Source organism: Bacillus sp. 01N45 (assembly GCF_056399205.1).
Map to the genome: position 1 here is coordinate 55,242 of NZ_JBFTQW010000017.1, position 25,695 is coordinate 80,936.

Sequence of the window (25,695 nt, forward strand, 5' to 3'; positions counted from 1 at the left end):
TGCTTTCATAATTTTGCTTTGACTGAACCTATTTGAATCGAAATGTCTTTAGGTTGCTGTACTTGTGTAAGAAAATGCTGAATAGAGGGCGCTTGAAAAATACGGAAATTAGAACTAGAGATTGGATATTTGAGGTCAGTAAGGATTAAAAGTGAGGGAAATACCATATTATGTTTCGGTTGCCAGGATTCTTTTTTCCATTCCATGCTACGAAAATACGATTCATAACGTTTTATTTTCGTTTGGATCGTAGCCTTATTATAAATGGAGTTCTGAACTTCTATAAAAAATGGACTTTTACGCCAAATGGTAAATATGTCGGGTTCCATATAACCTTTCTTATACTTAGGTTCTACTTGAAATATCTTCGGTCTTTCGGTTCGTAATAACTGCTTATATACATCTACAATCGCTAAAAAATGACGTATCTTTTGGCTTCCTTTACGAATGGTATTTGGATAAGGAAAATACACGTATGGACGTTGTGATGTATCTACATCGATATATCCTTCGCGGCTTAACCGCTTTGTAACAGTATTACAGCATGTTACTGCATTTTTTACATTTCTAAAATGGAGATCAATAATATCATCACGCGACATACATCGAAATTGCTGTAAATGACCGATAATTTGCTTATCTCTATTCGTTAGCATCATCTAACACCCCAAAGATTTTGTCTTCTTGATGTTCTGGTTCTTCCTTCTTTATACTTTGCTCTTTAGATAAACGATACGGTTCTATTATTTCTTTCGCCTGGTCCAATGCCAAATAAGGAGCCTGCACCTTCTTTAAACCATCTAATTTTAAAATCATTTGACCCGATTGACTTAAATTTTCTGATCCAGGCGTCCCCACAATGTTACTGTTAATTAAATCCGCACATTTAAAGCCCATTCTTACCGTCAAATTGAGCTTTAACTTACCATCAAGTATTTTTGCATCAGGACGTTGCATACTTAGCATGAGGAAGATACCAAGTGATCTGCCGACAGCTGATATTTTTTCTATTATGGTGACACATTCCTTTTCGTCTTGTAGCATTGCTACTTCATCAATGGCAATAAAAATATATGGTAAGGGTTTATCTTTTGTTATTTGATTGTATTCATCAATATGACCCAGCTCATATTCTTCCATTACCTTTCTCCTATGCAATACCTCTTTCCATAATTTTGATAACATACTTGTCATTTCGTGTTCTTCCATGCAAACATACTTCACGTGCTTCACTCTTCTTAAAAAATGAAACTCTGAATTTTTCAAGTCCCCCAGGTACAAATGTAAATGATCTGGTGACATATGTTGGATTAATGTAGCTAAAATTACGCGCACCATACTACTTTTTCCGCTTCCTGTTTCTCCTGCAATCAGTAAATGAGGTGTATTTGAATCAACCATATCATACACAATTGCATTTCCGAATTGGTCCCGCCCTACTACCACAGGAAGACGATATTGTTTCAATAATGGTTGCCATTGTTTATAGCTGTAATTGTAAGGCTGTAACCTTGCATCAGAATGAAATACATGGAGTACGAACCTTTTAATAGTACCTTCCATCATAAGATTTTCACCTAGTATTTGCTGAAAACAAAACCATTTCTTATGAATTTGAGCTGGATCAACGCCGTTTGGCAATGTAAAGGTGTACCGTACACTTTCATTCTCTTCGAAAACATCATGAATCTTAGGATAAATGGGGACCTTTCCCCCTCGTGTAATGTGCTCATCGTATAGCTTCGCTTTCTTAAATACTTCTTCTAATTGATATTTATATTTTTTCTTTTTTAACCATCCTTTCATTGGTAACCCTCCCTATAACATGAGTAAAATACGAATAAATGCATAACCAATGAACCCAATTCCTCCAATTCTTACACCGTAATACAGACCATTAGAAAGGAGATTGGATGCAAAAATATAATCATTTCGTACTAAGTACTTTTCCAACAAAACAGCTCCAATTGTAAGGCCGCCTACTATTCCCAGAGCTACATACGTATGAAAAAGCGGTGAAGACATATGAAAAAATGCGAACGGACTAATAGGGCCAATACTATATATTTTTGTTGGCTTTTTCTTCTTATAAGATTGGTCCATAAAGGCTTGAAAAGAAATTGTTTCTTTTCGATTCAGCATGTTTTCCCTCCTAAAAAAAGAATATCGTTAACAAATTGGGGGTCCAGTCCAATACAAAGCATATACAATCTAACACCATATGAGAGGTATTCTTAATGCATTCAAATGTCTCAACAAGTACATTTGTTATAAAACTCGTAAGTTCATCTGGTAACTTTCGTATTTCTTGTACTGTCTAATGGTTCTGTCACATACCAACTAATCCATCTATATAAGAAATCTGTTATATCCGTTGTACTTATTGCATTTTGATTAAACGCATCCTACTCACAAATACTTTCGTTTGTTGAACGACCACATCATTCTGTAATTTCTTTCACACTTTGAAATTGCGGACCAAGTATGTTGTTCCAGCCTCTTGCCGGATCATCCCTCAAATAATATTTGATTATCAATAATCTCATAAGAATTATTCATTGTTCTCCCTCCTTTTTCTTATTCCGTTCCGCCTACTATAAACAAAACTCAAAATCCCCTAAAAACATGTGCTAATCGAGGAGTTCTTTTGATAGTGATACCATAATAGTTTCTTTGGTTATAAGGTTGATATCTACTTTGGTAATTGCTTTGGTAAAGAATATGTATCACTGATTGTCTGATATGCAATTTCAAACCTTGTCTTGCAAATAAACCTTGCTACCGTCCCACTTCATAAAATTTAATGATACAATATAAAAGGAATTTCAAATCAATTCAGAAAATAGAGGAGGAAACAACTATGTCACTTTTACAGCAACATTTTGAAGAAAGAAGAGAATACATTTTCAACCGTCTTAAACAACCAGAATACATGGAAAGAAGCATAGAAAAAGTTCGACAAGCTCAAAAAGAGATCAAAAATACAGTGCGAACGATTAAAGATTTGTTACTCCTGGATAAAACAACTGATCCTTGTTTACCAGAAGTCGCTCAATTTTCTCTTCAACACATTATGAATTCCGAGTCGTTTGAGAATGTCAAAAAACTTGTTCCATCCTCTATAAAAAAGTTAAGTGAAGAAGAACGCGCAAAAGTATTAGATGAAACATTAAGCGTAGCAAACCAAATCATGAATCTAGAACGTACTGTTTTTATCATGATGTTTAATGCAAAAGAGAAAATCCTCATGGATGCTTATAAGAAAAAGCCTAGATCACAAACAGAACTTCATTACGATGTTGCTGACAAAGAAGGGTTCGACAAAGCCTTTTATGAAGAGCGTATTGATTCATTACAAAATGACATTCGTGTACTATCTTTCAAAAAGCTTTGTGAGAATGAACCCGCACCAGAGGATTTAGAACTATTCAAACAACGTTATGAAACAATTATTTTACCAAAGGTACAAGAGATTGTTTCCCTAATTGAACCAAGTTTAATAGATGTAGACGTATTTTTAAATTCAGTAATTGAGTATGGTGTAGGAGAAATCACTTTAGATGAAATGATTCAAAAACTACACAAAAACCTTTCTCTATTTCACGAATTATCAAAGGTTGAATATTGCCCAACGGTTGAGCTAACAGTAAAAGAATATGTATTCTTAGAAGCTATGAACCGTTCCGAAAAAGGAGAGGAGTTGCAACCATCTAAATGATGCATACACAAGAAAAATTTTATGCGAAGTTAATAGAAGAGAAAAAAGAAGTAACGATTTTTCTAATAAACGGTGTCAGAGTACCTGGGAAAATTATCGCTGTTGATAAATTTTCGGTACTGGTTTTAAGCAATGGAAAGCAAATGTTCCTTTATAAATAAGCGATTTCGACTGTTTCTTTATAGAATAACGAACTTTCAAAATATTACAATTATAACCTTTTTATCCTTTTTAAGGTATATCCACTTCAAAAATTCCCATACATAATGTACTCTTAGATATAAGAGTTAGTTTTTTTCCTTTAGGGCAAGGCTGGTTTCAGCCTTGTTTTTTGTTTGCAATTTTTTGGATACAATTTTTTCGAGATTTTATGTATAAAGGAGTTTAAAGAAAAAGGTGGATATGAAATTACTACATGACATGATTGAAGATCAAAAAAAAGAATTGAGCTATCTTGTAAAAAAATATGGATTTAGCCATAAAAAAGTAATTGATTTTAGTCAAAAATTAGACCTTTTAATCTATGAAGCAATGGGAAAATATCGATTAGATCAAAAAATGAGGATAAAAAAAGAATCCTTAATTCAATAAAGGATTCCTAACAGGAAGATAAGAGACAGATATAGAAATAAAAAGAATTAATTATATTGTAATTCAAAAATATGAAAAGACATATTGAGAAAAAACATAAGATTGAATTTTCTAACTCAACAACTTCTGTTGCTGTTTATTGTATTAAGTGACCATCTAGTTTAAAAAGCAATTTTCTTAATTAACCTCGTATTATGTATAAGAGTATATTCCCAATTTAAATTTAAAATAGCAATACTAATTTTGTCACACAAGATGCCAAAGATTATGAATTACTTAATTACATCAAATAAAGAAAAACAGCTACTCCAATTATCGGAATAACTGTTATTCTTTATTCATTTTCCCAAAATAAATCTGTGATTTCTACAAGGGTTGATCCGCCATAGCTATAATCACCAATTGAATATGGGTCATAGTAAAAGTGTGGCGTTCTGCTGTACTGAACAAGTTCATCAGGAGAATCTATCAAACCTATTTTTAATACTTGGTTTAATACTTCCTCATTATTATTTGAAGGAGAGTCCGGTAAATAATAAATTGCAGTTCCCAAATTCCTGTAACTGTAATAAGTCGAGAGCCCCCAAATACGAGTTAGTAATACTGAAGTTCCTTCATCCATACTTCTGCCGAGTAAATAATCAATACTAATCTTCTCCCTGGGTACTTCCAACCACTCCTTTTCAATAATTTCTCGGGCTTCTTTCGTAAGTATGTCTGCAATAGAAATCAAATTCTCAAGTCTTGGATTTTTTACACCCAATTCCCAATTTTTTACCATTTGATTAGAAACACCAAGTGCTTCCCCAAGGGATTTTTGGGTGAATCCTAATAGTTTTCTTGATAATTTTAAATTTTTCATACACCTATTATAATAGGAATTTTTATAAAAGTAACCCTATGGTTACTTTTTTGTTGGAACCCTTCAATAAATATGATACGATACAAAGGTAACCTTTAGGGTTACCTTAACTATTTTTAGTAACAGAAAAAATTTCATTATCATTATATAACCCTTTGAGAATGAGAGGAGATTTACCCTTATGATATTTACTAAAGTATTTCAACATTTAAATGAATTTTGTAAAAATGATACTTCCCAAAGTGCTCTTTTCAATTTCGAATATAATAGTGGTCTTTTCACAGGTATCTATTTACCTATTCCAAGAAGTATCTTAATTACTTGTAAGAATACAAATGCTAGCTGGGTTCTTGAAAGTAACGAAAATGATAACGTAAACATTTATATTCCTAAAGATATTTTTCAACAAGTAAAAGATTACGTTTGTACAATTGATAAAAAAGGTGATTCCACAACATACCCATTTTTTGAAGAATTACAAAAACATCTTTTAAACTTATCTTTAAATATTTTCAAAGAAGCCCCTACTGATTTATTACTCAAAAACGCAAGAACCGCAAAAACAAATGATACAAAATACGACGAAAAAGGAAAAGGTGATAGAGTATACTTCGATCACTGGCGAAGAAATAAAGTACGTAATGTTAGTAAATTGAACCTCCAGAAAACCCGTAGATGGTTCGGTAAAGAAATATATGATTACTGTAAAAAATTTAACATCACTTCCGTATGGCAACCCGAACCTTCTAAAAATATTAAACAACATTTGTTATTCTTTGATACTACAGAGGCGAAAGTCCAACTTAAAGATAAACGAATGACTTGCCCCAAGTGTTCTAAAGTTTTAATTATTAAAACAAATAGCCTTTCTAAAGGGCAGTTCATAGGTTGCACAGGTTATCCCTCTTGTAGGCATACCGAAAATGCTGATTAAAATACAAAAAGACATACTAAAAGTATGTTTTTTTGTATTTAGTATAATATTATCCAGTTTTTATTAATAGTTTTGTAATTCCTCATCTATAGACCTATCAAATGCTCCATACACCTTTAAACATAGAGCGATAACCATATCAAAAGGTGTACCTTTTGATACAGTGTGGATAGAAAATTCTTTTATAAATTTAGCGAGGTTTGATATGTGAGAGCATACAATAAATTAGACATCCCATATAATGTAATTTATGGTAAACTAGTTAGGATTCAAAAGGAGTGTAGATAATGAACGATGTTAAACAAAAAATGTGTAAAGTGTGTGAGACATCATATTTATTAAAGTTTCAGGTTGGTTATGTATCAAATAATCATTTTTCTTTTGGATGCCCAACTTGTGGAGTAATGCTTGAAGGAATAATTAATGTCGATAATAAAGAAGCAAAGTTTAATTGGAATTTTGACAACTTAGTGGATTATTCGGGTGATGAGAAATTTTAAAAAAGAGAAGTATAAATCTGTCCATTTTAGGAGGATTATGCTTACTTTCTTTGATCAGTAAAATAATACTGAACTATATATACTAAATTCAAATCATTTTTTAGACTAGAGGGAAAAATAATTATCTACACTCCTGATAGCAAAACTCAATTTTTTAGTAGATTAATATTTTGAAAGCAACCTTGAAAAATTTGTAATTCAGAATTAGACTAATAAATAAGAGGTTTTTAACTTTGTTAAATAATTTGGTTCTATTTTAATATTTTATTCAAATAAATTAAAATACGGAAGGTGATTTTAATGAATTCAGAGTCGTTTGCATTTGCGTTAGGACTTGCTGTAGTGTTTGGATTATTATATTCCAGTGTCTTAGCTGCTATAATTGGGGGGGCAGCAGGATTTGTGGTCGGAAAATACTCAAAAAAATAAAAAAAATTAATAATAAAATAGCCCTAAAAGGGCTATTTTATTATTAATTTTTTTGTTGTTCTATAAAGTATTCCTCTAAACTATTCTTTTTAAATAATCCATTTTGTAACCAATATTTATATTCGAAATGTTCATTATTGTAAGTGGAAATAGTTTGTTTAAGGTATTGAAACAAATTTTCTTGTTGCTCGGTAGGGGATAAGAAAACATTTTTTAAAAGGATTTTTTTTGACAGATTTATAATAATATCAACCTTCCCTTTGTATGAATCTTCCACTGTATTTAAAAACGTTTCTTGCCCAATTATTGTAGCTCCCATAGCAGTAAATACTCTGTTCATATAATTAATAACGTATTTTGCCCCGTTACTTTCTGCAGAAGCCAAAAGTATAATTGGTTTGCCAGATAATTTAAAAATATGAGCCCAATAAGAGATTCTGTCAATTAGATTTTTCATGTCTCCAGAAACATTATGTGAATAAACAGGACTAACTAGAAAAATAAGATCTGCTTCTAATAACTCATTTTTTATTAAAGTAGTATCGTCATATGTTAAAGAATCAGAGGGACAAATCCCTTGATTGAAACAACTTTTACATCCCGTTGGAGGGAGCACATTATGTGTGAGAGGTGTAATGAGTGTTGTATTAATTCGATGATTCAAACTCCTTTTTAGTTCAGTTAATAAGTTTTCTGTAATTCTAACAGGACGGCTGCTGTTATTCCTTGAAGCAACGTAAGCTACTACTTTTTTCATGAAATTCCCTCATTTATAGTTGCGATTTGATTGAAAAGGATAAATTTTAATAATCAGTTTTAGGAAGAGTATAGAATATCCAGACAAACAAACAAATACTCAATCCGATAATTACAAATATATCGGTTATGCTTAACGATAAGCTAGCTATCTTTGTAGGCAAGCTATATATGGGCAACGCCATAATTGCCTCTTTTAATATAGAAGACAGGCCAGGAATATTTAAAATCGCTCCTAGGATACTTGGTATAAGTACAATTGTAAAGAATGCAATTATAAGAAGATTCATAGGCTTTTTATAGAAAATAGAAATTAATAAAAATAAAAGTGTGTAAAAAATCCCGAATAAAAAATAATGGAATAATGTGTTGCAAACGATTTGTAAATTGAATCCTTGATGATTTAATATATCATTTATCCAGAGCAAGGATATACATCCGATGCCAAATAGAATTGATATAACAGTTATAATGATTAACCTTGTATAAAGGAACAGATGTCTATTCTGTTTATTCGTAAAAATTAATTGTATAGTTCCATAATATAAATCTATAGAAACGATTTTTACACAAAATATAGCTAATGCAAGAACAGCGATGGTTGAGTAGAGACCAGAAACATTATGGGCATGAAATGGACCATCTAAGGAATAAATAGAATAGACTATTCCCCCCCCGAAAATAAAAGATGCAATAATAGCTAGATAAAGGTATACAGTACTTATATTCCTAAGTAGTTCCAGCCTAATATAGCTTGAAAAGTTCATATTACTCAGCTCCTATATTTTTAAAGTAAAAGTCTTCTAAAGTATCTTTTTTTACATTTATACCTTGAGGATAAATGCTTTTTTCTCCTAACTTTTCTAACAATATGTTTAAATCTTTATCGGTAGTCAATGAAACTGTATTTAATGTCTTTTCTACTAATCCGAAATAGGATAAAATCTTAGTTGCCTCGATAATTGTTTCTTGATTAAAAGTAAATTTAATAGTCTTTTCAGGAGTAATTGAGCTAGAATATTCATCTATAATCTGCCCCTTGTTAATTAGATAAACCCGATCGCTAATATCCGCTACATCATCTAAAATATGACTAGATAAGAGAACTCCTATATTTTTTTTCTTTGTTACCCCTTTTATATATTTTAAGATACTTTTAATACCATTAGGATCCATTCCATTAGTTGGTTCATCTAATATTAAATAATTTGGATTGTTTAACAATGCTAAAGCAATTCCCAGTCTTTGCTTCATTCCTAAGGAATAATCCTTTACCTTTTTAGATAAATAATTCTCCATTTGAAGAGAATGTATAATTTCTTCAATATTATTATCTTTATCACTATATAGCTCACTAAAGTATTTCAAATTATAGTAACCATTTTTATTAGGAAAATATTTTGGTTTTTCAATTAAGCTACCTAATTGAGTATATTCTTCTTGAGAAAACTTAATTTCACCACTATATTGTACAATGAGCCCTGAGATGATTTTCATTAATGTAGTTTTCCCTGCCCCGTTAGGGCCAACTAACCCAACTATTTCACCATTTTTAATGTTCATGTTTATAGAGTCTAAGACTCTTTCTCTTTTATTAAAGCTTTTTGATAGATTAGTAATTTCAATGCTCACAAGATATCTTCCCTTCATATAATAATTACTTAAATGTCTAAAGATAATATACATGGGATTTTGTTATTCTTATATCTGAGTAAAGTATAAGCGATTCCAAATTTCCCGAGCATAAAGTTGTTAATAGGTAAAGAGTTTTTTATCCCAGATTGATATCCAAACTTAGTAAGGTTATCGATATAATTAGAAAATGTGGAATCAATAAAATGTCTTAAAGTTTCGCATTTTTTATATTTGTTGATTTCTATTAAAATATCTAAGTTACCAAATACTCCATGACATAAGCTACTATCATGATAATCAGAAAATCCATCTTGAAGGGTCTTACGAATGCCACATGTTAAATCTTTGTTTAATAAATCATTTATGCCTAGGTATTGTATTGTTTTCATTCTAGCTAATGAAATGCCTGGGGCTCCATGACACCAGTATACTGATTCAGTATTAATAAATTCTCTTAAGTCTGTCCAGTTATTATCAGTAGAATTAAAATGAAGATTTTCTTGTTTAAGGACTTTATAAACTTCAGTACTAATTTTGGCATCATTATTTATTTCATATAATGATGCCAAGGATAATGAAATGCCAGCACGCCCGTGAGCAAGGCCATTTAAGAATTCTGTTTTCTCTTTATAAATGGAAATCATTAATTCAGCGAACTCATGTGCTTTTTTATAGAAAATTTCATCCCCATATGCTCTGTAACAATTTGTTAGAAATACTATCATTCCAGATAACCCACCAATAAAATCTATGTTTAGATCTTTTTTGTATGTTATATTTAAATTTTTTACACCATCTAGTAATTTATTGTAGTACTCAGATTTTTGTGTAGTATTATAAAATCTCGCATATAAATAAAGGTAGGATCCAAGTCCATGAAAGATTGAGTAAGAATCTATTTTACTTAGATCTACATCAGTAACCAATCCTTTAAGGCCCATTTCAGCATATTGTAAATATTTCTTATTATCACTATAAGAAGCTAATTCCAGTAAGAAAATAAGTAATCCTGCACCATCATATAGGGAATAATTAAGAGGACCTATATAAACTTTTTCGTTATCTGTTACTTCATGTATCATCCATGTACAAGTATCTTTATAGATAATGGCTGTATCAATTAATTCATTTCCAACTTCTTTTAAAATACTATCAATTTCTGTATTTTGAAAACCTAGAACTTGATTTCCGTGAATATTTGCAAGACTACCACCTCCATCAGTGACCATTGACATTTTTATGTAGTATACTTGCTTTTCTTTATCTTTTTTATCCATATTTTTCAATCTGTTAAGAACTAAATCGATAGGTCTGTCTTGAAAATAATCTTTTATCACACTCACTTCATTGCAGTGAAGATTTTTACTTATTAGCGGCTGAGTAAAATAAGGAATATCATGGTTAAATAAAGCTAATATTTCTGATTCAGCTTGTTTTATTTCTGTAAAGGAAGTACCTCTTTTGAATTTGTTAAATAGCATATTTACTGTTTCTGTTTTGCGAAGGTAAGTAGGATGCGTAGAAGCATCTAAAAACTTTGCATATACACTTGTAGCCCGTGGGATATGTCTTACATGAATTTTATTTACTAAATTTGAGTGGCATATTTCTGTAATTTTATGTTTGTTTTTTAAAATACTATCATATCCATGTGAAAATCCATTCTCAATACTGTTGAGAAAATCAAAAGGATTAGCTACTTTATTATGTAACATGACTTTATTATTTTTTTTATTTAGTGGAGATGGCTGCTTTATTAGTCGAATATTATCTGTCCCTGCATCTTCTATAACATAAGATAACCAAATGTTTGATTCGGCTTCTTTAGTAGATAATGCAGAAATATCTACGTCAAATGGTGAAAATTTATAGTTTACTGGTAGAATCATTGTTCCTAAGACGGAGTCAGTTATAGATTCTAAGAAAGTATACATTAAAGATTCTTTTTCTTCATCGGAGTGAATTTTTTTATTAGCGACTATAGTTTCCAAATCAAGTATAAAAGGATATTCTCCAGAGGCCATAATATTTTCATAATGGATATCATCAGTTTTAAGAAGATAAAAAACGGATAAGTATATTCCCATTCTATAATAATAATTTGAAATTTCTTCTTTGTTAGTACATGGTTTGTGAGATATGAAACCTTGCCATCCATAATCATCTACAGTAAATAGCGGGATTTCTGGTATATCAATATTAATATCCTCTTTCAAAACGTTTAAAATATCATAAAACCATTGGTCAGTATATAAATTATGAGGTTTATATACTAATTTTCCACTATTAGTTTGAAGAATGGTTACTGATTTACCTTGATTATGCGAATCTCCATGGCTAAACTCAATACCATGTATAGTGTGAATTTGATTGTCTATATGTTGTTGTAATTTAGATTTGTCATTTGAAAAGCTTTCAAAAATATTTTTAATTAATTGTATTTTGAAGTTGATTTTTTTGTTTATTAATTTGTTTAAATGTTCGTATTTATCTAATATCATTGTAATATAATTAGAATCCTTTAATAATTGTATATAATTTTTGAAGTGGTGGTCTTGGGTATTTGTTTCAGTGCTCTCCTTAGTTAAATGGAATTCATATAATAAAGTTCTGAATGAAATTCTATTCAATTCATATAATAAAGATTTTATGATATCATTTAGAATTATTTCTTTTTCATTTATTTGTTCACTGTATGTATTGAGTAAGTCTTCAATTGTATCTTCGAGATTCAATAATATTGGTCTATAAAAATCTCCAAAAGTAGTCTCGTATTCTTTTATGTGTTTTTCCACGGTTCTTTTGTACACAGTTTTTCCTCCTAATAAATAGATTGTTTCGATTTTTGAATCGAAACAATCTATTTTATTACTTATTACTTATTGCATGATTTTGAACATGCAGATGTTGGACATGGAGATTGAGCAGTTACAGCAGTGACGGCACTGATAGCAGTAACAATTGCTGGAGTTCCTGCACCGCTACTTTCTCCTGAAAGATGTTCTTCAAGTTCTGATTCAGGAATAAGCCCTGTGATTTTTTCTAATTTTTGTTCTTTTAGCATTATTCATCATTTCCTTTCAAAGTTAAAATAGAATAGGTTAATACATAAATTATCGGTACAATTTTTATGTATCTAAGCTATTTATTGCATGATTTTGAACATGCAGATGTTGGACATGGAGATTGAGCAGTTACAGCAGTGACGGCACTGATAGCAGTAACAATTGCTGGAGTTCCTGCACCGCTACTTTCTCCTGAAAGATGTTCTTCAAGTTCTGATTCAGGGATAAGCCCTGTGATTTTTTCTAATTTTTGTTCTTTTAACATATGTTTCACCTCCTTTCAAGTACGAGAGGATTAATTAATCCATAGAATATTAGTTTTTATTTTATTCACTTTATTAATTAAAGCTAGACCAGCACCGGTAATACCAATCATTAAGCTAAATGAATATGAATGCCTAATTGTATTTTTACTAACTATTTCTTTTAGATATTGTTGGTGTAAACATTCAAATGTTAATTCGACCTGTGAAGAGAGAACAGAATCATTTAATTGATTGGCGCATCTCTCAAGTATAGATAAAGTACCCAAATCACCATGACAATAAGTGATGTTATTACCTAAGGCTTTATCTTTTGTACTATTTATAGCAATTCTGACATAAGTGTCATCTATTTCTATTCCGCACTCCATACAAATTAAGAAAGAGAGTAGTATACCAGGAGCTCCATGACACCAACCATTACTAATATCATTATTTTGATTGCTGTTATACCAGTTTTGTTGAACTGGAGAATAGAAATTATTTAATTTATCTCTTAATTCTACAGCGATATTTTTGTATATTGGTTTTTTTGTATTCTTGTATAATAATGCATAGCATGACATAATTCCTGCTATACCATGAGAGAAACCAGCGTAAATTTTCCCTTGATCTTTAAATACGGGATGTTGATGTAAATGTTTTTCTAGTTCGATAGAAAGGTGAATTAAGTGATTTTTATTCTTAGTAACATGACAATTAGCTGCAATATTTAATAACATGTGAATTGTACCTGTTACGCCACCTATAACATCAAAAGTTTTATCCTTTATGACAAAACTTTTTAATTTATCAATATTATCAAAAAATAAAATTTCAAGTTCAGTATTTCCTAGTAAAATACCGGTCTTATAAAGAGCATAAAGATAACCGGAGGTTCCAGAGAATACTCCTAAAGGGAAAGGTAGTTGGCTATTTTCTTCTAATTCTGTTATAAATTTTCTTATGGGTTCAATTGCCTTATAAGCGGCATCCTTGTATTTCATTTCACCTGTACATGAATATAATTGAGCTAGAAATATTGAAATTCCAGCGTTTCCACTATATAAATCTAAACTTACGAGACCTGGAGACCAGATGTTTTCTTGTTCTCCTTCCAGAGAGGGAGCAATCCAATATCCATTTTCATCCGCGGTAATCATTTCATTAATTAAATGATCGCCGATATTCTTAGCACTTTTCAGATAGGAATGATAATTTATCGTATATTTTGGGTGATTAGATTTTTCTTGTACAAATGAGATTTTAGTACAATCTTCGTGCCCTTTACGTTTATTTAAAAATGACGTTTCAATTAATTTTAGTTGTTTGGAAAGATCTGTTAAGGATAAATTGTTTATCTTTGTTAAACAACGTTCTAAAGGAGTATCATTTAATATGTCCCCAATATCATCACCATTAGAATTATAGATGTTTTTTGTGTTAGTTATTGCAGAAAAATATGGAACATCCATATTTAATAAATCATTATATTCGTGTTTTAAGAAAGGGTGTCCCGATTTAAATCCATCTAAACCAACTCTGTGGAATAGTAATTTCTTATAAAAAGAATTTTTACTAAAGATAGGGTATGTTGACATGTCTAATAATTTTGAATAAAACATAGTGCTCTTATTGATGAATCGAATTCTTTTACCAGTAAATAATTGTTGAATTTTACTTACTAATTCTTCTTTATTTTCAATAGCCCATTCATACATGCTTTTGAATCCATCTTGAATGTCTTGAATATAATCATAAGCTTCTAATGTTGTACCATTTAAAACAGGATTATTATGTTTTGGTTCTAATTCTAAATTTTTTAAAGAGAAATCCATGCTTTCTAAATTTTTGTTGTTTAATATCACTGATTTATAGGGAGATATTTGTTTCTTATTAAAACTCACACCGCCTAAATCTGCATATAAATCAGTACCATCAATGGATCTGGTTATTTCTGTTGGCAGAAGTGCAATACTATTTACAGATGTGTGTAAAAATTCTTGAGCCTTTTGAAAACTGCTGTCAAATTCCTCAAAATAATGATTAGGTTTTGGAACAAATAAAGACTCTAAATCGATTAATATTGGATTTTCCCCGTGTGCAATAATATTTTCATAATGGATATCATTTGCATTTAAAATATATAGTATGGCTAGGTACTGCCCAGTCTTTTTGTAAAATTCATTAATTTGCTTTTCTTCAGTACATTCTTTTTGTGAAATGAATTCCATCCACCCATCTGAACTACTAGAAAAAAAGTTAACAGTATTAAATTCAGTTATTCTCTTTGTATTTAGAAACTTCAAAAAATCTTGGAATGCTTGATCCACCTCTAAATTTCTTGGCTTATACATAATTCGTGAACCATCTGAAAAATGAAGTGTACAAACTGTTTTTCCATCTTGATGAGTATCTCCCATTCCTACATCAATAAGAGTAAGTTTTGCATCATTATTTATATGAAATTGATTTAATAGGTTATTCCATTCAGCTTGTGTTCTATGTAAAATGGCTAAAATATTTTTTAAACTTCTGTTTATGATGATACGTAAGGTGCTTGATAATTGTTGATTATCCTCCAATAAATATTCTATATATTCATCATTTTTTAATAAAACATCATGAAAGTATGCGAACCGCGCTTCTTCTGTTTTTCCAATTAATAATTGTTCATTTTTTAATGTTTTTAATTCATCAATTAAAGTTTTATATGACAGTTCCCATATTCTTGAGATTAGCTGATCGGCAACATTTGTTGTGAAATAGGTATAATCATTTATAATCTTAATTTTCTTTAAATTTTTGAAAAAAAGATTTAAAGGATCGATAACGATAGATTTACAAAATGAACCAAAAGGTAAATCTGATGAAATACCTATATCAATTACATCTTCAGTATTTAGTTTATGAGATTTAAATTTAAATTTATTTTCACTATCATTTTTACTTTGCTTATAGAGTTCATCTATAGTAGTAGATGAAACCCTATAAATTAAATCTTCTAGTTCTTCTTTACTTTGTAATTCAGGATACAACTGCATACAATTGTTCAATTCGCTTTGTTTATTGATTATAGGCATAATCACTTACTCCTTTTTTATTATATAAGTGATAATAGAAGCCACCTTGATTCATTAATTCATGATGAGTCCCAGTCTCTATGATATTCCCACCATCAATAACATATATTTTGTCGGCGTCTATAATAGTTGAAAGTCGATGAGCTATAATAATTACTGTACACTTAATCTTTTTAAAATACTCCATAATATTAAACTCATTCTCTTGATCCAATGAGCTTGTTGCCTCATCTAAAATTAATATTCGTGGTTTATTAATGAGAGCTCTAGCTAAAGAAATACGCTGACGTTGACCACCTGATAAGTTCAAGCCCATATCGCTTATTACCGTGTTATACTGCATAGGCATGTTTTCGATTTCTTTATCAATCATTGCAAGTTTTGCTGCCTCTTGCACATCCTCTAATGTGAATTTTTCATTTCCCATTGTTATATTTTCAAAGATGCTTTTATTGAATAACATAATATCTTGTGGAACAATACCTATTTGTTTATGTAATATGCTTTGATCAATGGAATTGATATTCAGACCATCTATGTAGATATTTCCTTTGGTATGTTTATATAGTCCAACTATGATTTTTGCTAATGTACTTTTTCCAGAACCGGATTTCCCAACAATGGCAATTTTTTCACCACTATTAATAGATAAGTTAATATTTTTGATAATATCATTGCTCATATTTGTATATGAGAAATAAACATCTTCTAACTCTATATTTCCATTAACTTCGAAATTTTTAATGAGATTATTAGAAGACTCTATTTTGGTTCCGGTAATGTCACTCACTCTTCTTAAATAAGATGAAGTCAAAATAAGCTGTGTATAGGCAGAAAATACCGAACTAGATTGATTAAATAGCATTGTTGTAATAGTTTGAATAGCCACAATTTCACCTAGTGTCAATGCATTATTTTGGTATAAAATTATACCTGTTACTAAGATTATGACAGGAGCTATAAGTTGAAAGTTACCAGATAAAGAGTTTATTATATTTTGCAACTGAGAACGGTATTTAAATTTCTCTAAACTTTTCTTATAGCTAAGTTCCCACTTAGAAAAAAATTTATTTTCTAACCCTGCAATTTTAATAAATAAACTAGAAAATAGAATTTCAGTCAGGATAGCCTGACTTTTACTTTGCTCAACGAGTTCATTGTCTACTGCTGCAGCAACTTTGGCTCTACTTAAACTTAAAATTAAAAAGTTAAAAAATAATAATCCTAAACTGATAAGTGTAATTGTGTATGATTTTGAAGACAAATAAATTAGAATAACAAACATCATACCTAAATCAACGATTCCTGGTATTAAACTACTAGAAATTAAATCCCTTACTCCAATAAGACTATTCAGTCTATACAATAAATCACCTGGAGACCTTAAATCGAAAAATTTAAATGGTAATCGTAATAAATGACGGAATGTGTTCCCCATAAGTTTTTCACTTAAAAAGATGTTCAGTTTAATAATAAGAGATCCTCTTGTAATTGATAGGGTTAGGTGCAATATAGATATAAGTATGAGACTTAAAATAATCCTAGAAAAATCATTAAATACTGACCCGAGTAAAGCACCATCTATAATTTTTTGCGTGAGGTATGGAATAATTAAATTGAGTAGTAAAACGGTTATTGTTGTTAAAATAATGAATATAGTTAAAGATAGTTTGTTTATGACTAATTGTTTTATTCCCTCCCAAGGCTTTACTTCTTCAGCAAATTGTGGCTTAAAGTCATTACTTGGGACTACCTCTAGAACCAAATGTGAAAAACTATTTAAAAACTCATCGGTGGTAAGTTTTCGTTTACCTTCAGCGGGATCAATAATTTTAATCTTTTTGTCCGAAATCTCTTCTAAAACGACAAAATGTTTGTTTTCCCAAAAGATTATTGCAGGGAGTTGAAGTTTTTTAAGTCCCCTAATATCAGCTTTGTAAATTTTTGAGATAAAACCTTTCTTCAAAAACAAGTGTTTTAATTGACTAAGGCTTAACCCATCTCTTCCAACCTCAAATTCATTTCTTAAGTTGAAAATAGTTTCTCGACTGCCATAATAATTTAATATCATGTTACTACAGCATAATCCACATTCAGTTTGTTGGAGTTGTAAAACAACTGGAATTTTTTTCATTTTATTTTAATAGAAACCTTTCTTAGTAGATAATGAGAGTAATAAAAATTATTACTCTCATTTTTTAATTAACCTCTACAATTATTTACACATTCAACTGTGTAAGTACAAACCTTTCCTTTATTACCAAATGTTTCACTGATAATGATAGAAGTTGAAGTAGCTGTAGTATTCCATGTGTTTATACCACCCATAGCTGAGTGTTCTTCAACTTCTTCTAATAAAGTATCAGGTAATTCTAAGTTTTCTTTAACTTTTTTTCTGTTTTTAATAATATCAAGCACAATAATCCCTCATTTCTTATTTTTATGATATTTATTTGTGTAGATATCCGTATAGCTATATGTAAGAGTGTTAAATGCAGGTTCATACTAAACTATTATTTAACAAATACTGATCGCAAATTAAAAACATGTTTAAAGCATTTTTTATAGTAATATAAAATAAATTGCGCTCTTCGAATATTCATATTAACTAACGTTTATCTACATTTAAATCTTAACATTATTAACCATGGAAAAAAAAGGGTTTTAAAAAAATGATTTTTCTGTTAAACTAGGTTAGTTATATTTATATATTTCGATTTTTTTGAATTTATTGGATTGTGAAAAATACTTTAAATGAGAAGTGGTTAATATATATGACTTTTTAGTTTGTTTTAGTGTTATTTTCCTGAAATTGTATATTAATAATTTCGTGGTTTATGAATTTACTGAAGGGCACTTGGAGCAAAGAGATACAGATTTAAAATATAAACATGATATGACTAAATCATATATGTAGCAAAAAACATAAAGTATTTTTATTTTTTATACTATTTAAATAATACACTGTTCTTATTAATTCAACAATGATACACTTATTTTATACAAAGGAGGGATAATATGCCAAATGTAGGAGTGATTAAGGCCGTTTGGAAGTATATATTTAATAGATAAGGTTCTGGTGCAAATATTACATTTATTTGAAAGGGGTATATAGATCCCTAGATGTAGCTATGAATTAATGTGTCAGATATGAGGATGAGTCACAGGAATTCATTATTAGATTTATTAAAGTCTTCCTTTTGAAGCATATACAAAAAGGAAACCTTTATGGCTTCCTTTTTGTTTTGTGAATTTATAACACCTATATTTTAGTGAATTTTGATATAAAAATATACGAATTTTTTGAGCGAATAATTGTATTTATTAGACACAAAAACACCCTTTAAAAGCGTAGTTTCAAGGTGATTATAATCAATAATTTAAATATTCCACGTTTTATTTATCAATTAAATTGTGAATATAGATATAATTTTAGGTGGTGAGTAGTTAATATTGAATCGATAGATTCATACAAAAATTCCAATTAATTATTTTGCACAATATACTTTTAAACGATATCTATATCATAATAAATTGAGAAAAATTTAAGTATAGGTAAATAAAGAAGAATGTAGGATTCTTATAGAAAGACATATGATTATGTATTGTAGTAATTTATATAACAAAAACGTCTATATAGTTACACGCAACTGTAATTTGTTAACTATCTCTATTTTTGTTCAGTTTTTATTCGAAATGCGCCTTCTTAAATTTCTAATTTATTTCAGCAGGACTCTTCCTCCATATGTTATCCTCCTATCCAAATTCACTTTTAATGTATAATTTCTATATAACAAAGAAAAAAAGCACCCGTTATGGATGCTTAATCGTATATTCGTTCAACTAATACTGTTAACTCAGGTTCTTCATGACTCGCGTATTGAATGTATTCAAATTGATAATCAGTTACTTTGTGATTTACATTATTCAATTTCACTACACTCGAAACTTGCAGTGCTGCAATTAATCCTGCAATATCTTTATTAACTGTAGCAAATACTTTATCACCAAAATCATTTTTAAAATATACATTCATATTATCTTCACCTCTCCCACTCTATCTATTCGACAGAAAAGAAGAACATCCTACAAAATAAAAGCTATCACCGAAGTGACAGCTTTCAAGGGGATGGGAGAAAAGAAAGAAAACAAATGGCAATAAGTATCTCTTCATTTAAAGCTGGTGAATAACGAAATAATTGTACACGACACCCAATATATCAAAGACTGTTTTCTTCTCATGCCTATTAGATTTTCATCCGTTTTTCTGTAAAAGATTGAACAGACGAAATAATATCTTTGTTAATAAGCATAATCACGTTCTGATTTTAGAACTAGGTTTAAATAAAGTTATTTAATGTTTTATATTCTCATTTCTGAATATTATAATATTTTTTATAAAGTTTAATTAACTAACATTATTTGTAAAACACATTAGGATTGTTGTGCAAGTTATAAAAAATATTTGAGGGGGAATTTTTATGTTCAAGAAATTAGTAGTTGGAGCTTTAGCAGTAGGTATTGTATTAGGTGGAACAGAAAGCGCTTTTGCCTACACCGATGCAAGCCAGGTTGATTGCAGCAAAACTCCACCAACAGCATGGCAAATGAATTTCAAAACAAAAGGTTCAATGCCTGCGACAATGGTTAAATGTAACAAAACATATTATTTAAAAGAAGCTTATCCTAATCAAGATGGATATGGTACTTGGACTGGTGTTTACAAACGTTAACAAAGAGAAAAGGCACCTTAGGGTGCCTTTCTCCGACTTAATAACCACTTAAATTTTAATAATATGTATTGGACTCCCATCCAAAGATAATTCTAACCTGGTTTTAGGAAAATGAAAGCGAATTCTTTAACTTACTTAATTACTTTGTCCATAACTTCTTTATATTTGTTAAATTGGGCATCTTCCATATCACCATTCATTTGTATAAGGAAATTACCTTTTGCGTAAGTATGAGAGAATAGCATTTGATTACCATTACCTAAATCGTCATAGTATTTCTTAGCTTTTTCAAGATCTTCTTTGTTTTTAAACTCAAATATTCTACCGCCGCTATCTTCACCTAATGCCGGAACAAGAATGCGCTTTGCATCTTTTCTAGTATTTCCAAATTCTTTTTCTGGTAGGTCACTAGGATTTTCGGCTTCTAATCCTGCAGCTTTAAATTCTTCAATTACCTTACCAACTGTAACATTACTTGTCATTGATTTAACGCTGTCACAAGCAGCTAAACCAAATAATAATAGAGCGCCAATAAGTAATACTGCTAATCTTTTAAACATAGTTGTTCATTCCTCCTAATGTAAATAAATCCGTAAACATAATAACAAATTATAAATCTGTATATTATTATATATTGTGTTACGAAAAAATAAGATTTTTTGTTACAATTCATCATCAAATTTAGTTCTGGGGATGAAACCACCCGAAGTAACGCTCAGGGAGACGAAAGGTTACTTTCGTCTTGGAACTGAGAAGCTCCCACTTCAAGCCTTGCTAAGTGGCGAGTAGTTCAATAAATTAATATACCAATTTATTCACAAAAATAGATGTATAATTATGCATATCTATTCATAACGTAATGATTCAATAGGATCTAATTTCGCTGCTTTATTTGCTGGAATTAATCCAAAAACAATACCAAGAGTCATAGAAAATAATACTCCTCCAACAACAACTTCCCATGAAACAAGAGGAGGCCATCCCGCGATTTTCGAAACAATATAAGCTCCACTATACCCAAGAGCAATTCCTATCAATCCACCAAGAAGTGTTAACATAACGGCTTCAATTAAAAATTGCAATAAAATTTTACTACGTGTTGCTCCAAGTGCTTTTCTAACACCAATTTCACGTGTACGCTCTGTAACTGATACAAGCATAATATTCATTACACCAATACCACCAACAACTAATGAAATACCCGCTACCCCACTAATAACCATAGTCATGATTTTTGTTAATTGTGAAAGACCTTCTTGTAATTTTTTAAGATCCATAATTTCATATTTTCCAGAAATATCATTTGATTTACGATTATTTAACACGTCAACTGCTTTTTTCCCTGCTCCTTCAAGCTGATCAGGCGTCTCTGCTTGAACAACAATATTTTGAATTTCACTTTTTCCATATATTGTTGGCCAAATAGAAATTGGAATTAATACTTCTGGCATGCTCATACCCATAAAACCATTATCAGATTTATAAATACCAATAACTTGTAAAGGCTGACCTTTAATTTCAATAATCTTACCAACAGGATTTTCTTTTGGATAAAAAATATCTTTTACATCTGTGCTAATCATGACAACATTACTACCTTGTTCAACATCAAATGTATTTAAAGCTCTACCTTTTTTTACTTTTATTTGATTTACTGCAAAATATTCACTATCAAGCCCTATAACACTTGCCATATCCTTTTTTTCATTCAAGTTAAGAGGTTCCATACTTGAATTAGTAGCTATAACATGTTTAATTTCGGGGATTTTTTTGATTTCAAAAAGATCTTCATCTGTTATTGTCGGTCTTTCCCCCATCGACAAAGGCTCATTCATATCTTCTTTAAATTGAATAGGAACTGTATTATTCCCCGAACCTGAAAACTCAGATTTCAAAGACATTTCTCCACCTTGTCCAATTGCAACAACAGTAATAATAGAACCAACACCAATAATAATACCAAGCATTGTAAGAGCTGAACGTAATTTATGAGCTAATATAGAAGATAGAGCAATTTTTATACTATCTAGTAAACTCATACTGCACACCTTCTATCTTCTGTAATTTTCCCATCTCGTAATACAATCCGGCGAGATGAATAAGCTGCTACCTCTTCTTCATGCGTAACCATAACAATCGTCGTACCTTCTGCATTTAACTTCGTGAAAATATCCATAACTTGTGCACCAGATCTCGTATCAAGCGCACCAGTTGGCTCATCCGCCATAATAAACGCCGGATTATTAGCAATCGCCCTTGCGATAGCAACACGCTGCTTCTGTCCACCTGATAACTCACTTGGCAAATGGTTAACCCTGTCTGCTAAACCAACTTTACTAAGTGCTTCAAGAGCTCTTCGACGACGTTCTGCTTTTTTCACACCACCGTAGATCAGCGGAAGTTCGACGTTTTCCACTGCTGAAAGACGAGGTAATAAATTAAAATGTTGAAACACAAAACCAATATATTCATTACGAATTAAAGCTAGTTTTGATTCTTCTGCTGTTAAAACATTCACATCATTCAACATATATTCGCCTTCTGTTGGACGATCTAAACAACCAATCATATTCATCAACGTTGATTTCCCCGAACCAGACGGTCCCATAATAGAAACAAACTCACCACTTTGAATCGTTAAACTAATGCCATGTAAAATTGGAACTGCCAATTTCCCTTGATAATACGTCTTAGTGACATTATTTAACGTAATCATTTTTCTTTCACTTCCATTCCGTCATATACGTCATTGGAAGGGTTTTTAACCACCTTTTGTCCCACTTTTGCGCCTTCTACAATCTCTGTCCAATCTCCATCAGTAGCACCTTTTTTCACATTTTGTTTACGGAGCTTTCCTTTTTCTTCGATATAAACAAATGCATCTTCGCCTTTTTCAACAATGCTCTTAGTTGGAACAGCAATCATCGTCTTATTCTCTAAACTTACTTGCAGAGAAACGTGGTAACCTGGTGATAAACCAGCTTGACTATCAAGGCTTGCTTTATATGTATATTGAGACATACTTTGAGTCGCTTCACCCATACCACCAGCTTGAGCCATTTCTGCACTCGTTGGGAACTCACTTACCTCTGTAATCTTACCTGTCCACTTCTGCTTATTATTTGCTTTCGCAGTTACAGTGAATGTTTGATCCTTTTGAATTTGTGACTTCTGAAGCTCAGTTAACGTCCCTTGCACTTGAAACGGATCTTTAGAAGCAACTTGTAAAAACGCCTTTCCTTGACCACCTAATGCTTGAGATGAACTTTGTGCTGCATCTTTATCTAACTTTTGAATAACACCAGCAAAATTACTATAAATCATAAGCTCATTCTGCTTTTTATTTAACTCTTCTTTTTGCAACTTCACTTTTTCTTTCTCAAGATTAATTGTTTTTTGCCCTATTTCTAACTCGCTTACTTGCTCTTCCATTGAGTCTGTTACTTCTTTACCAGCCCCACTATCTTTTGCCTTCTTAATCTCTTTCTTCAATGAATCAATCTTTTTTTTCCCTTGGTCATAACGCATATCCGCCATCTTCTGATCAAGCTCAGCTTGCTTCACCTGTAAATTAATTTCCTCATTATCATAAGAGAATAATTTCGTTCCCTTTTCTACCTCTTGTCCTTCTTTCACCGCAATATCTTTCACTTTTCCTTTAGTCGGATCCGCGTAGAAACTTTCAATATTACCAGGCTTCACCTGACCAGAAATTAACTTTGTATTATTAAACTTACGTTCTGTTACCTTTTCAAAACTAACAGAATCCGTCTTTACTGTAGCCCTTTTTTCCCCTTGCATAACAAAAATATTAATAGCAGCAACAATAATAATTAACGCTATAACCCCAATTATTATCCATTTCTTTTTCTTTTTTGGAGTACGAACCGTATTTTGTAACATTTTCTTGCCCCTTCATTTTTTAATTTTTATATCTAAATAATAAAGTATTATATATAAATAAACAACATTAAATACACATTTTTTCCAAAAATTTAAAAAAATTACTTTAAGTAAATTATAATTTCAATAAAGTAATAATATATATTTCATTTAAATTTAATTAATTTTATGTATAGGGGTCCCGCCAACATAACGCGAATTTCGTACGCTAAGGAATTATTCGGTGTCTTTTTTTAACATGTCGATTAATAAAACAAATTATGAAAATAACTTGTTATACTTCCATGTACCCTAGCTGATATAATATATAAGGCAATTATTGGTTAATTAATAGCGCACATATATTAGGGAGGTACATAAGTCATGGAGCTAATAATTTTTTCATTTGTATTAGTGGTAATATTCTTTATTCTTTCGATATCTTTAAGTGGTAAAGGTCAGCGAATAGCAAAAGAAGTTTTAAAAGAGCTTATTAATGGTCCTGAGGGGAAAATGTTGGTAGGTTTTTTTGGATCTGCAGCAGTTACAGGAGTAATTTTTGTCATTTGGCTTTTATTGAACTAAGCATTCCAGTTACTCAGGCTGATACAAGGTGCAAGAAAATTACTGGATAATTAAAGGTACATATATATTAGGAGGTACATAAGTCATGATAGATATAATCACGTCATTTTTTTTACTAGTTATATATTCTATTCGTTATCTATTTTCAACAGGCGAAAATAGGAAAAAGGCAAAAGTAGATTTAAAAGAATTTTGGACTGTTACTGATGGGCAAATATTATTAGGTGCTGCTATGGGACTGGCTGTAATAATTTTCGGTTATTTGTTTATGACGCAAATAAATTTTTAACTAAGAAGAAAATCATTAAGGGTTAGCACCACATTTCGCGGATTTCGTACGTTTAGATGAACCAACAAATGGGTTTGATCCACTAGTTTGTTTTAGAAACCCTATGGTTATTACGACTGAGGTAGACTCACCAGTACCAAATGGTCCCTAAAACGGTCGTTTAAGGAACTTTATTTACTTCTATCAAAACTGACTTAAGTATGTTTAAAATTTAGTTCCAAAACTCATTACCAAAAACAAAGTATCATACTAAACAACAAATATCGTTTATGGGACCTTCTTAACGTACGGAAAAAGCAAGTTTTTTATATGAAAAATTCCTTAGCGTACGAAATCCGCGTTTTGTTGGTGAGACCCCGTATAGTATACTTTTCGCTTTCCTATTTGGTAT

General features: G+C 30.6%; 27 protein-coding genes and 1 pseudogene. 9 read left to right on the forward strand and 19 right to left on the reverse strand.

The genetic code is table 11. The features are described 5' to 3' along the window. Positions 1-5: 5 nt before the first annotated feature. The 4 genes and pseudogenes from AC1DMU_RS26960 to AC1DMU_RS26975 form a co-directional block, all read right to left on the reverse strand. Entirely contained in the window at positions 6-659 is a 654-nt protein-coding gene (locus AC1DMU_RS26960) for a replication-relaxation family protein (RefSeq protein ID WP_215559100.1), read from the reverse strand. Beyond that, on the reverse strand, positions 643-1,806 hold the full coding sequence (locus AC1DMU_RS26965) for an FtsK/SpoIIIE domain-containing protein (protein ID WP_215559099.1): 1,164 nt from the start codon (positions 1,804-1,806) through the stop codon (positions 643-645). The genes AC1DMU_RS26960 and AC1DMU_RS26965 overlap by 17 nt, the downstream gene beginning before the upstream one ends. Before the next feature lie 12 nt (positions 1,807-1,818). Further along, positions 1,819-2,142 (reverse strand): hypothetical protein, encoded by a 324-nt coding sequence (locus AC1DMU_RS26970; protein WP_215559098.1) that lies wholly within the window; start codon positions 2,140-2,142, stop codon positions 1,819-1,821. A gap of 10 nt (positions 2,143-2,152) precedes the next feature. Further along, positions 2,153-2,559: pseudogene (locus tag AC1DMU_RS26975) on the reverse strand (hypothetical protein). A 301-nt stretch (positions 2,560-2,860) separates the two neighbouring features. Between AC1DMU_RS26975 and AC1DMU_RS26980 the strand changes: the two are divergent. The 3 genes from AC1DMU_RS26980 (at position 2,861) to AC1DMU_RS26990 (ending at position 4,309) form a co-directional block, all read left to right on the forward strand. Beyond that, positions 2,861-3,718 (forward strand): hypothetical protein, encoded by an 858-nt coding sequence (locus AC1DMU_RS26980; RefSeq protein WP_215559097.1) that lies wholly within the window; start codon positions 2,861-2,863, stop codon positions 3,716-3,718. Then, on the forward strand, positions 3,715-3,879 hold the full coding sequence (hfq, locus tag AC1DMU_RS26985; RefSeq protein ID WP_215559096.1) for an RNA chaperone Hfq: 165 nt from the start codon (positions 3,715-3,717) through the stop codon (positions 3,877-3,879). The genes AC1DMU_RS26980 and hfq overlap by 4 nt, the downstream gene beginning before the upstream one ends. 235 nt (positions 3,880-4,114) lie before the next feature. After that, positions 4,115-4,309 carry an aspartyl-phosphate phosphatase Spo0E family protein gene (locus AC1DMU_RS26990; protein WP_215559095.1) on the forward strand — a complete coding sequence of 65 codons (195 nt, stop codon included), beginning with the start codon at positions 4,115-4,117 and terminating at the stop codon, positions 4,307-4,309. Positions 4,310-4,643: 334 nt separating this feature from the next. Here AC1DMU_RS26990 and AC1DMU_RS26995 read toward each other — a convergent pair whose 3' ends face one another. Then, positions 4,644-5,171: a helix-turn-helix domain-containing protein gene (locus tag AC1DMU_RS26995; RefSeq protein WP_252196064.1), complete on the reverse strand. Its 528-nt coding sequence runs from the start codon at positions 5,169-5,171 to the stop codon at positions 4,644-4,646. A gap of 181 nt (positions 5,172-5,352) precedes the next feature. On the opposite strand from AC1DMU_RS26995, the gene AC1DMU_RS27000 reads away from it, so the two are divergent. The 3 genes from AC1DMU_RS27000 to AC1DMU_RS27010 all read left to right on the forward strand — a co-directional run bounded on the left by AC1DMU_RS27000 (position 5,353) and on the right by AC1DMU_RS27010 (position 7,034). After that, positions 5,353-6,105, forward strand: coding sequence for a topoisomerase DNA-binding C4 zinc finger domain-containing protein (locus AC1DMU_RS27000; protein WP_215559094.1), 753 nt, complete (start codon positions 5,353-5,355; stop codon positions 6,103-6,105). A gap of 287 nt (positions 6,106-6,392) precedes the next feature. Then, on the forward strand, positions 6,393-6,605 hold the full coding sequence (locus AC1DMU_RS27005; protein ID WP_252196063.1) for a hypothetical protein: 213 nt from the start codon (positions 6,393-6,395) through the stop codon (positions 6,603-6,605). A gap of 300 nt (positions 6,606-6,905) precedes the next feature. Next, the gene (locus tag AC1DMU_RS27010; protein WP_257131401.1) at positions 6,906-7,034 is read left to right on the forward strand and encodes a hypothetical protein; all 129 of its coding nucleotides are present in this window, start codon (positions 6,906-6,908) and stop codon (positions 7,032-7,034) included. 43 nt (positions 7,035-7,077) lie between these two features. Here the strand turns inward: AC1DMU_RS27010 and AC1DMU_RS27015 are convergent, their stop codons facing one another. From AC1DMU_RS27015 to AC1DMU_RS27060, 10 genes are all read right to left on the reverse strand, one after another. After that, the gene (locus tag AC1DMU_RS27015) at positions 7,078-7,791 is read right to left on the reverse strand and encodes a flavodoxin family protein (RefSeq protein WP_097961231.1); all 714 of its coding nucleotides are present in this window, start codon (positions 7,789-7,791) and stop codon (positions 7,078-7,080) included. A gap of 46 nt (positions 7,792-7,837) precedes the next feature. Beyond that, a complete protein-coding gene (locus AC1DMU_RS27020; RefSeq protein ID WP_097961232.1) occupies positions 7,838-8,557 on the reverse strand; it encodes a hypothetical protein in 720 nt (239 codons plus the stop codon). Between the two features lies 1 nt (position 8,558). Beyond that, the gene (locus AC1DMU_RS27025; protein WP_215559093.1) at positions 8,559-9,422 is read right to left on the reverse strand and encodes an ABC transporter ATP-binding protein; all 864 of its coding nucleotides are present in this window, start codon (positions 9,420-9,422) and stop codon (positions 8,559-8,561) included. A gap of 29 nt (positions 9,423-9,451) precedes the next feature. Continuing rightward, on the reverse strand, positions 9,452-12,235 hold the full coding sequence (locus AC1DMU_RS27030) for a type 2 lanthipeptide synthetase LanM family protein (protein WP_176546641.1): 2,784 nt from the start codon (positions 12,233-12,235) through the stop codon (positions 9,452-9,454). Positions 12,236-12,300: 65 nt separating this feature from the next. Further along, on the reverse strand, positions 12,301-12,489 hold the full coding sequence (locus AC1DMU_RS27035) for a class II lanthipeptide, LchA2/BrtA2 family (protein ID WP_000910756.1): 189 nt from the start codon (positions 12,487-12,489) through the stop codon (positions 12,301-12,303). A 77-nt stretch (positions 12,490-12,566) separates the two neighbouring features. After that, on the reverse strand, positions 12,567-12,755 hold the full coding sequence (locus AC1DMU_RS27040; RefSeq protein ID WP_000910756.1) for a class II lanthipeptide, LchA2/BrtA2 family: 189 nt from the start codon (positions 12,753-12,755) through the stop codon (positions 12,567-12,569). Between the two features lie 30 nt (positions 12,756-12,785). Next, entirely contained in the window at positions 12,786-15,815 is a 3,030-nt protein-coding gene (locus tag AC1DMU_RS27045) for a type 2 lanthipeptide synthetase LanM family protein (protein WP_215559092.1), read from the reverse strand. Beyond that, on the reverse strand, positions 15,799-17,949 hold the full coding sequence (locus tag AC1DMU_RS27050) for a peptidase domain-containing ABC transporter (protein ID WP_000723763.1): 2,151 nt from the start codon (positions 17,947-17,949) through the stop codon (positions 15,799-15,801). Before AC1DMU_RS27050 ends, AC1DMU_RS27045 begins: the two co-directional genes overlap by 17 nt. Positions 17,950-18,017: 68 nt before the next feature. Further along, positions 18,018-18,233 (reverse strand): plantaricin C family lantibiotic, encoded by a 216-nt coding sequence (locus AC1DMU_RS27055; RefSeq protein ID WP_000884148.1) that lies wholly within the window; start codon positions 18,231-18,233, stop codon positions 18,018-18,020. Positions 18,234-19,638: 1,405 nt separating this feature from the next. Continuing rightward, a complete protein-coding gene (locus tag AC1DMU_RS27060; RefSeq protein WP_088064989.1) occupies positions 19,639-19,851 on the reverse strand; it encodes a hypothetical protein in 213 nt (70 codons plus the stop codon). A gap of 445 nt (positions 19,852-20,296) precedes the next feature. On the opposite strand from AC1DMU_RS27060, the gene AC1DMU_RS27065 reads away from it, so the two are divergent. Next, entirely contained in the window at positions 20,297-20,548 is a 252-nt protein-coding gene (locus AC1DMU_RS27065) for a hypothetical protein (protein ID WP_215559091.1), read from the forward strand. A 131-nt stretch (positions 20,549-20,679) separates the two neighbouring features. On the opposite strand, the gene AC1DMU_RS27070 is transcribed toward AC1DMU_RS27065, so the two are convergent. The 4 genes from AC1DMU_RS27070 to AC1DMU_RS27085 form a co-directional block, all read right to left on the reverse strand. Continuing rightward, entirely contained in the window at positions 20,680-21,108 is a 429-nt protein-coding gene (locus AC1DMU_RS27070; RefSeq protein WP_064474312.1) for a hypothetical protein, read from the reverse strand. Positions 21,109-21,393: 285 nt separating this feature from the next. Beyond that, on the reverse strand, positions 21,394-22,587 hold the full coding sequence (locus AC1DMU_RS27075; protein WP_064474313.1) for an ABC transporter permease: 1,194 nt from the start codon (positions 22,585-22,587) through the stop codon (positions 21,394-21,396). After that, positions 22,584-23,264, reverse strand: a complete 681-nt coding sequence (locus tag AC1DMU_RS27080) for an ABC transporter ATP-binding protein (RefSeq protein ID WP_215559090.1) — start codon at positions 23,262-23,264, stop codon at positions 22,584-22,586. The genes AC1DMU_RS27075 and AC1DMU_RS27080 overlap by 4 nt, the downstream gene beginning before the upstream one ends. Further along, complete coding sequence (locus tag AC1DMU_RS27085; protein ID WP_088064991.1) at positions 23,261-24,451, reverse strand: efflux RND transporter periplasmic adaptor subunit; 1,191 nt, start codon at positions 24,449-24,451, stop codon at positions 23,261-23,263. Before AC1DMU_RS27085 ends, AC1DMU_RS27080 begins: the two co-directional genes overlap by 4 nt. A 363-nt stretch (positions 24,452-24,814) precedes the next feature. Here AC1DMU_RS27085 and AC1DMU_RS27090 point away from each other — a divergent pair, with 363 nt between their 5' ends. Both AC1DMU_RS27090 and AC1DMU_RS27095 read left to right on the forward strand, forming a co-directional pair. Further along, the gene (locus tag AC1DMU_RS27090) at positions 24,815-25,015 is read left to right on the forward strand and encodes a hypothetical protein (RefSeq protein ID WP_016084107.1); all 201 of its coding nucleotides are present in this window, start codon (positions 24,815-24,817) and stop codon (positions 25,013-25,015) included. Positions 25,016-25,100: 85 nt separating this feature from the next. Further along, positions 25,101-25,304 carry a hypothetical protein gene (locus AC1DMU_RS27095; RefSeq protein ID WP_098324147.1) on the forward strand — a complete coding sequence of 68 codons (204 nt, stop codon included), beginning with the start codon at positions 25,101-25,103 and terminating at the stop codon, positions 25,302-25,304. The last annotated feature ends 391 nt before the right edge of the window (positions 25,305-25,695 follow it).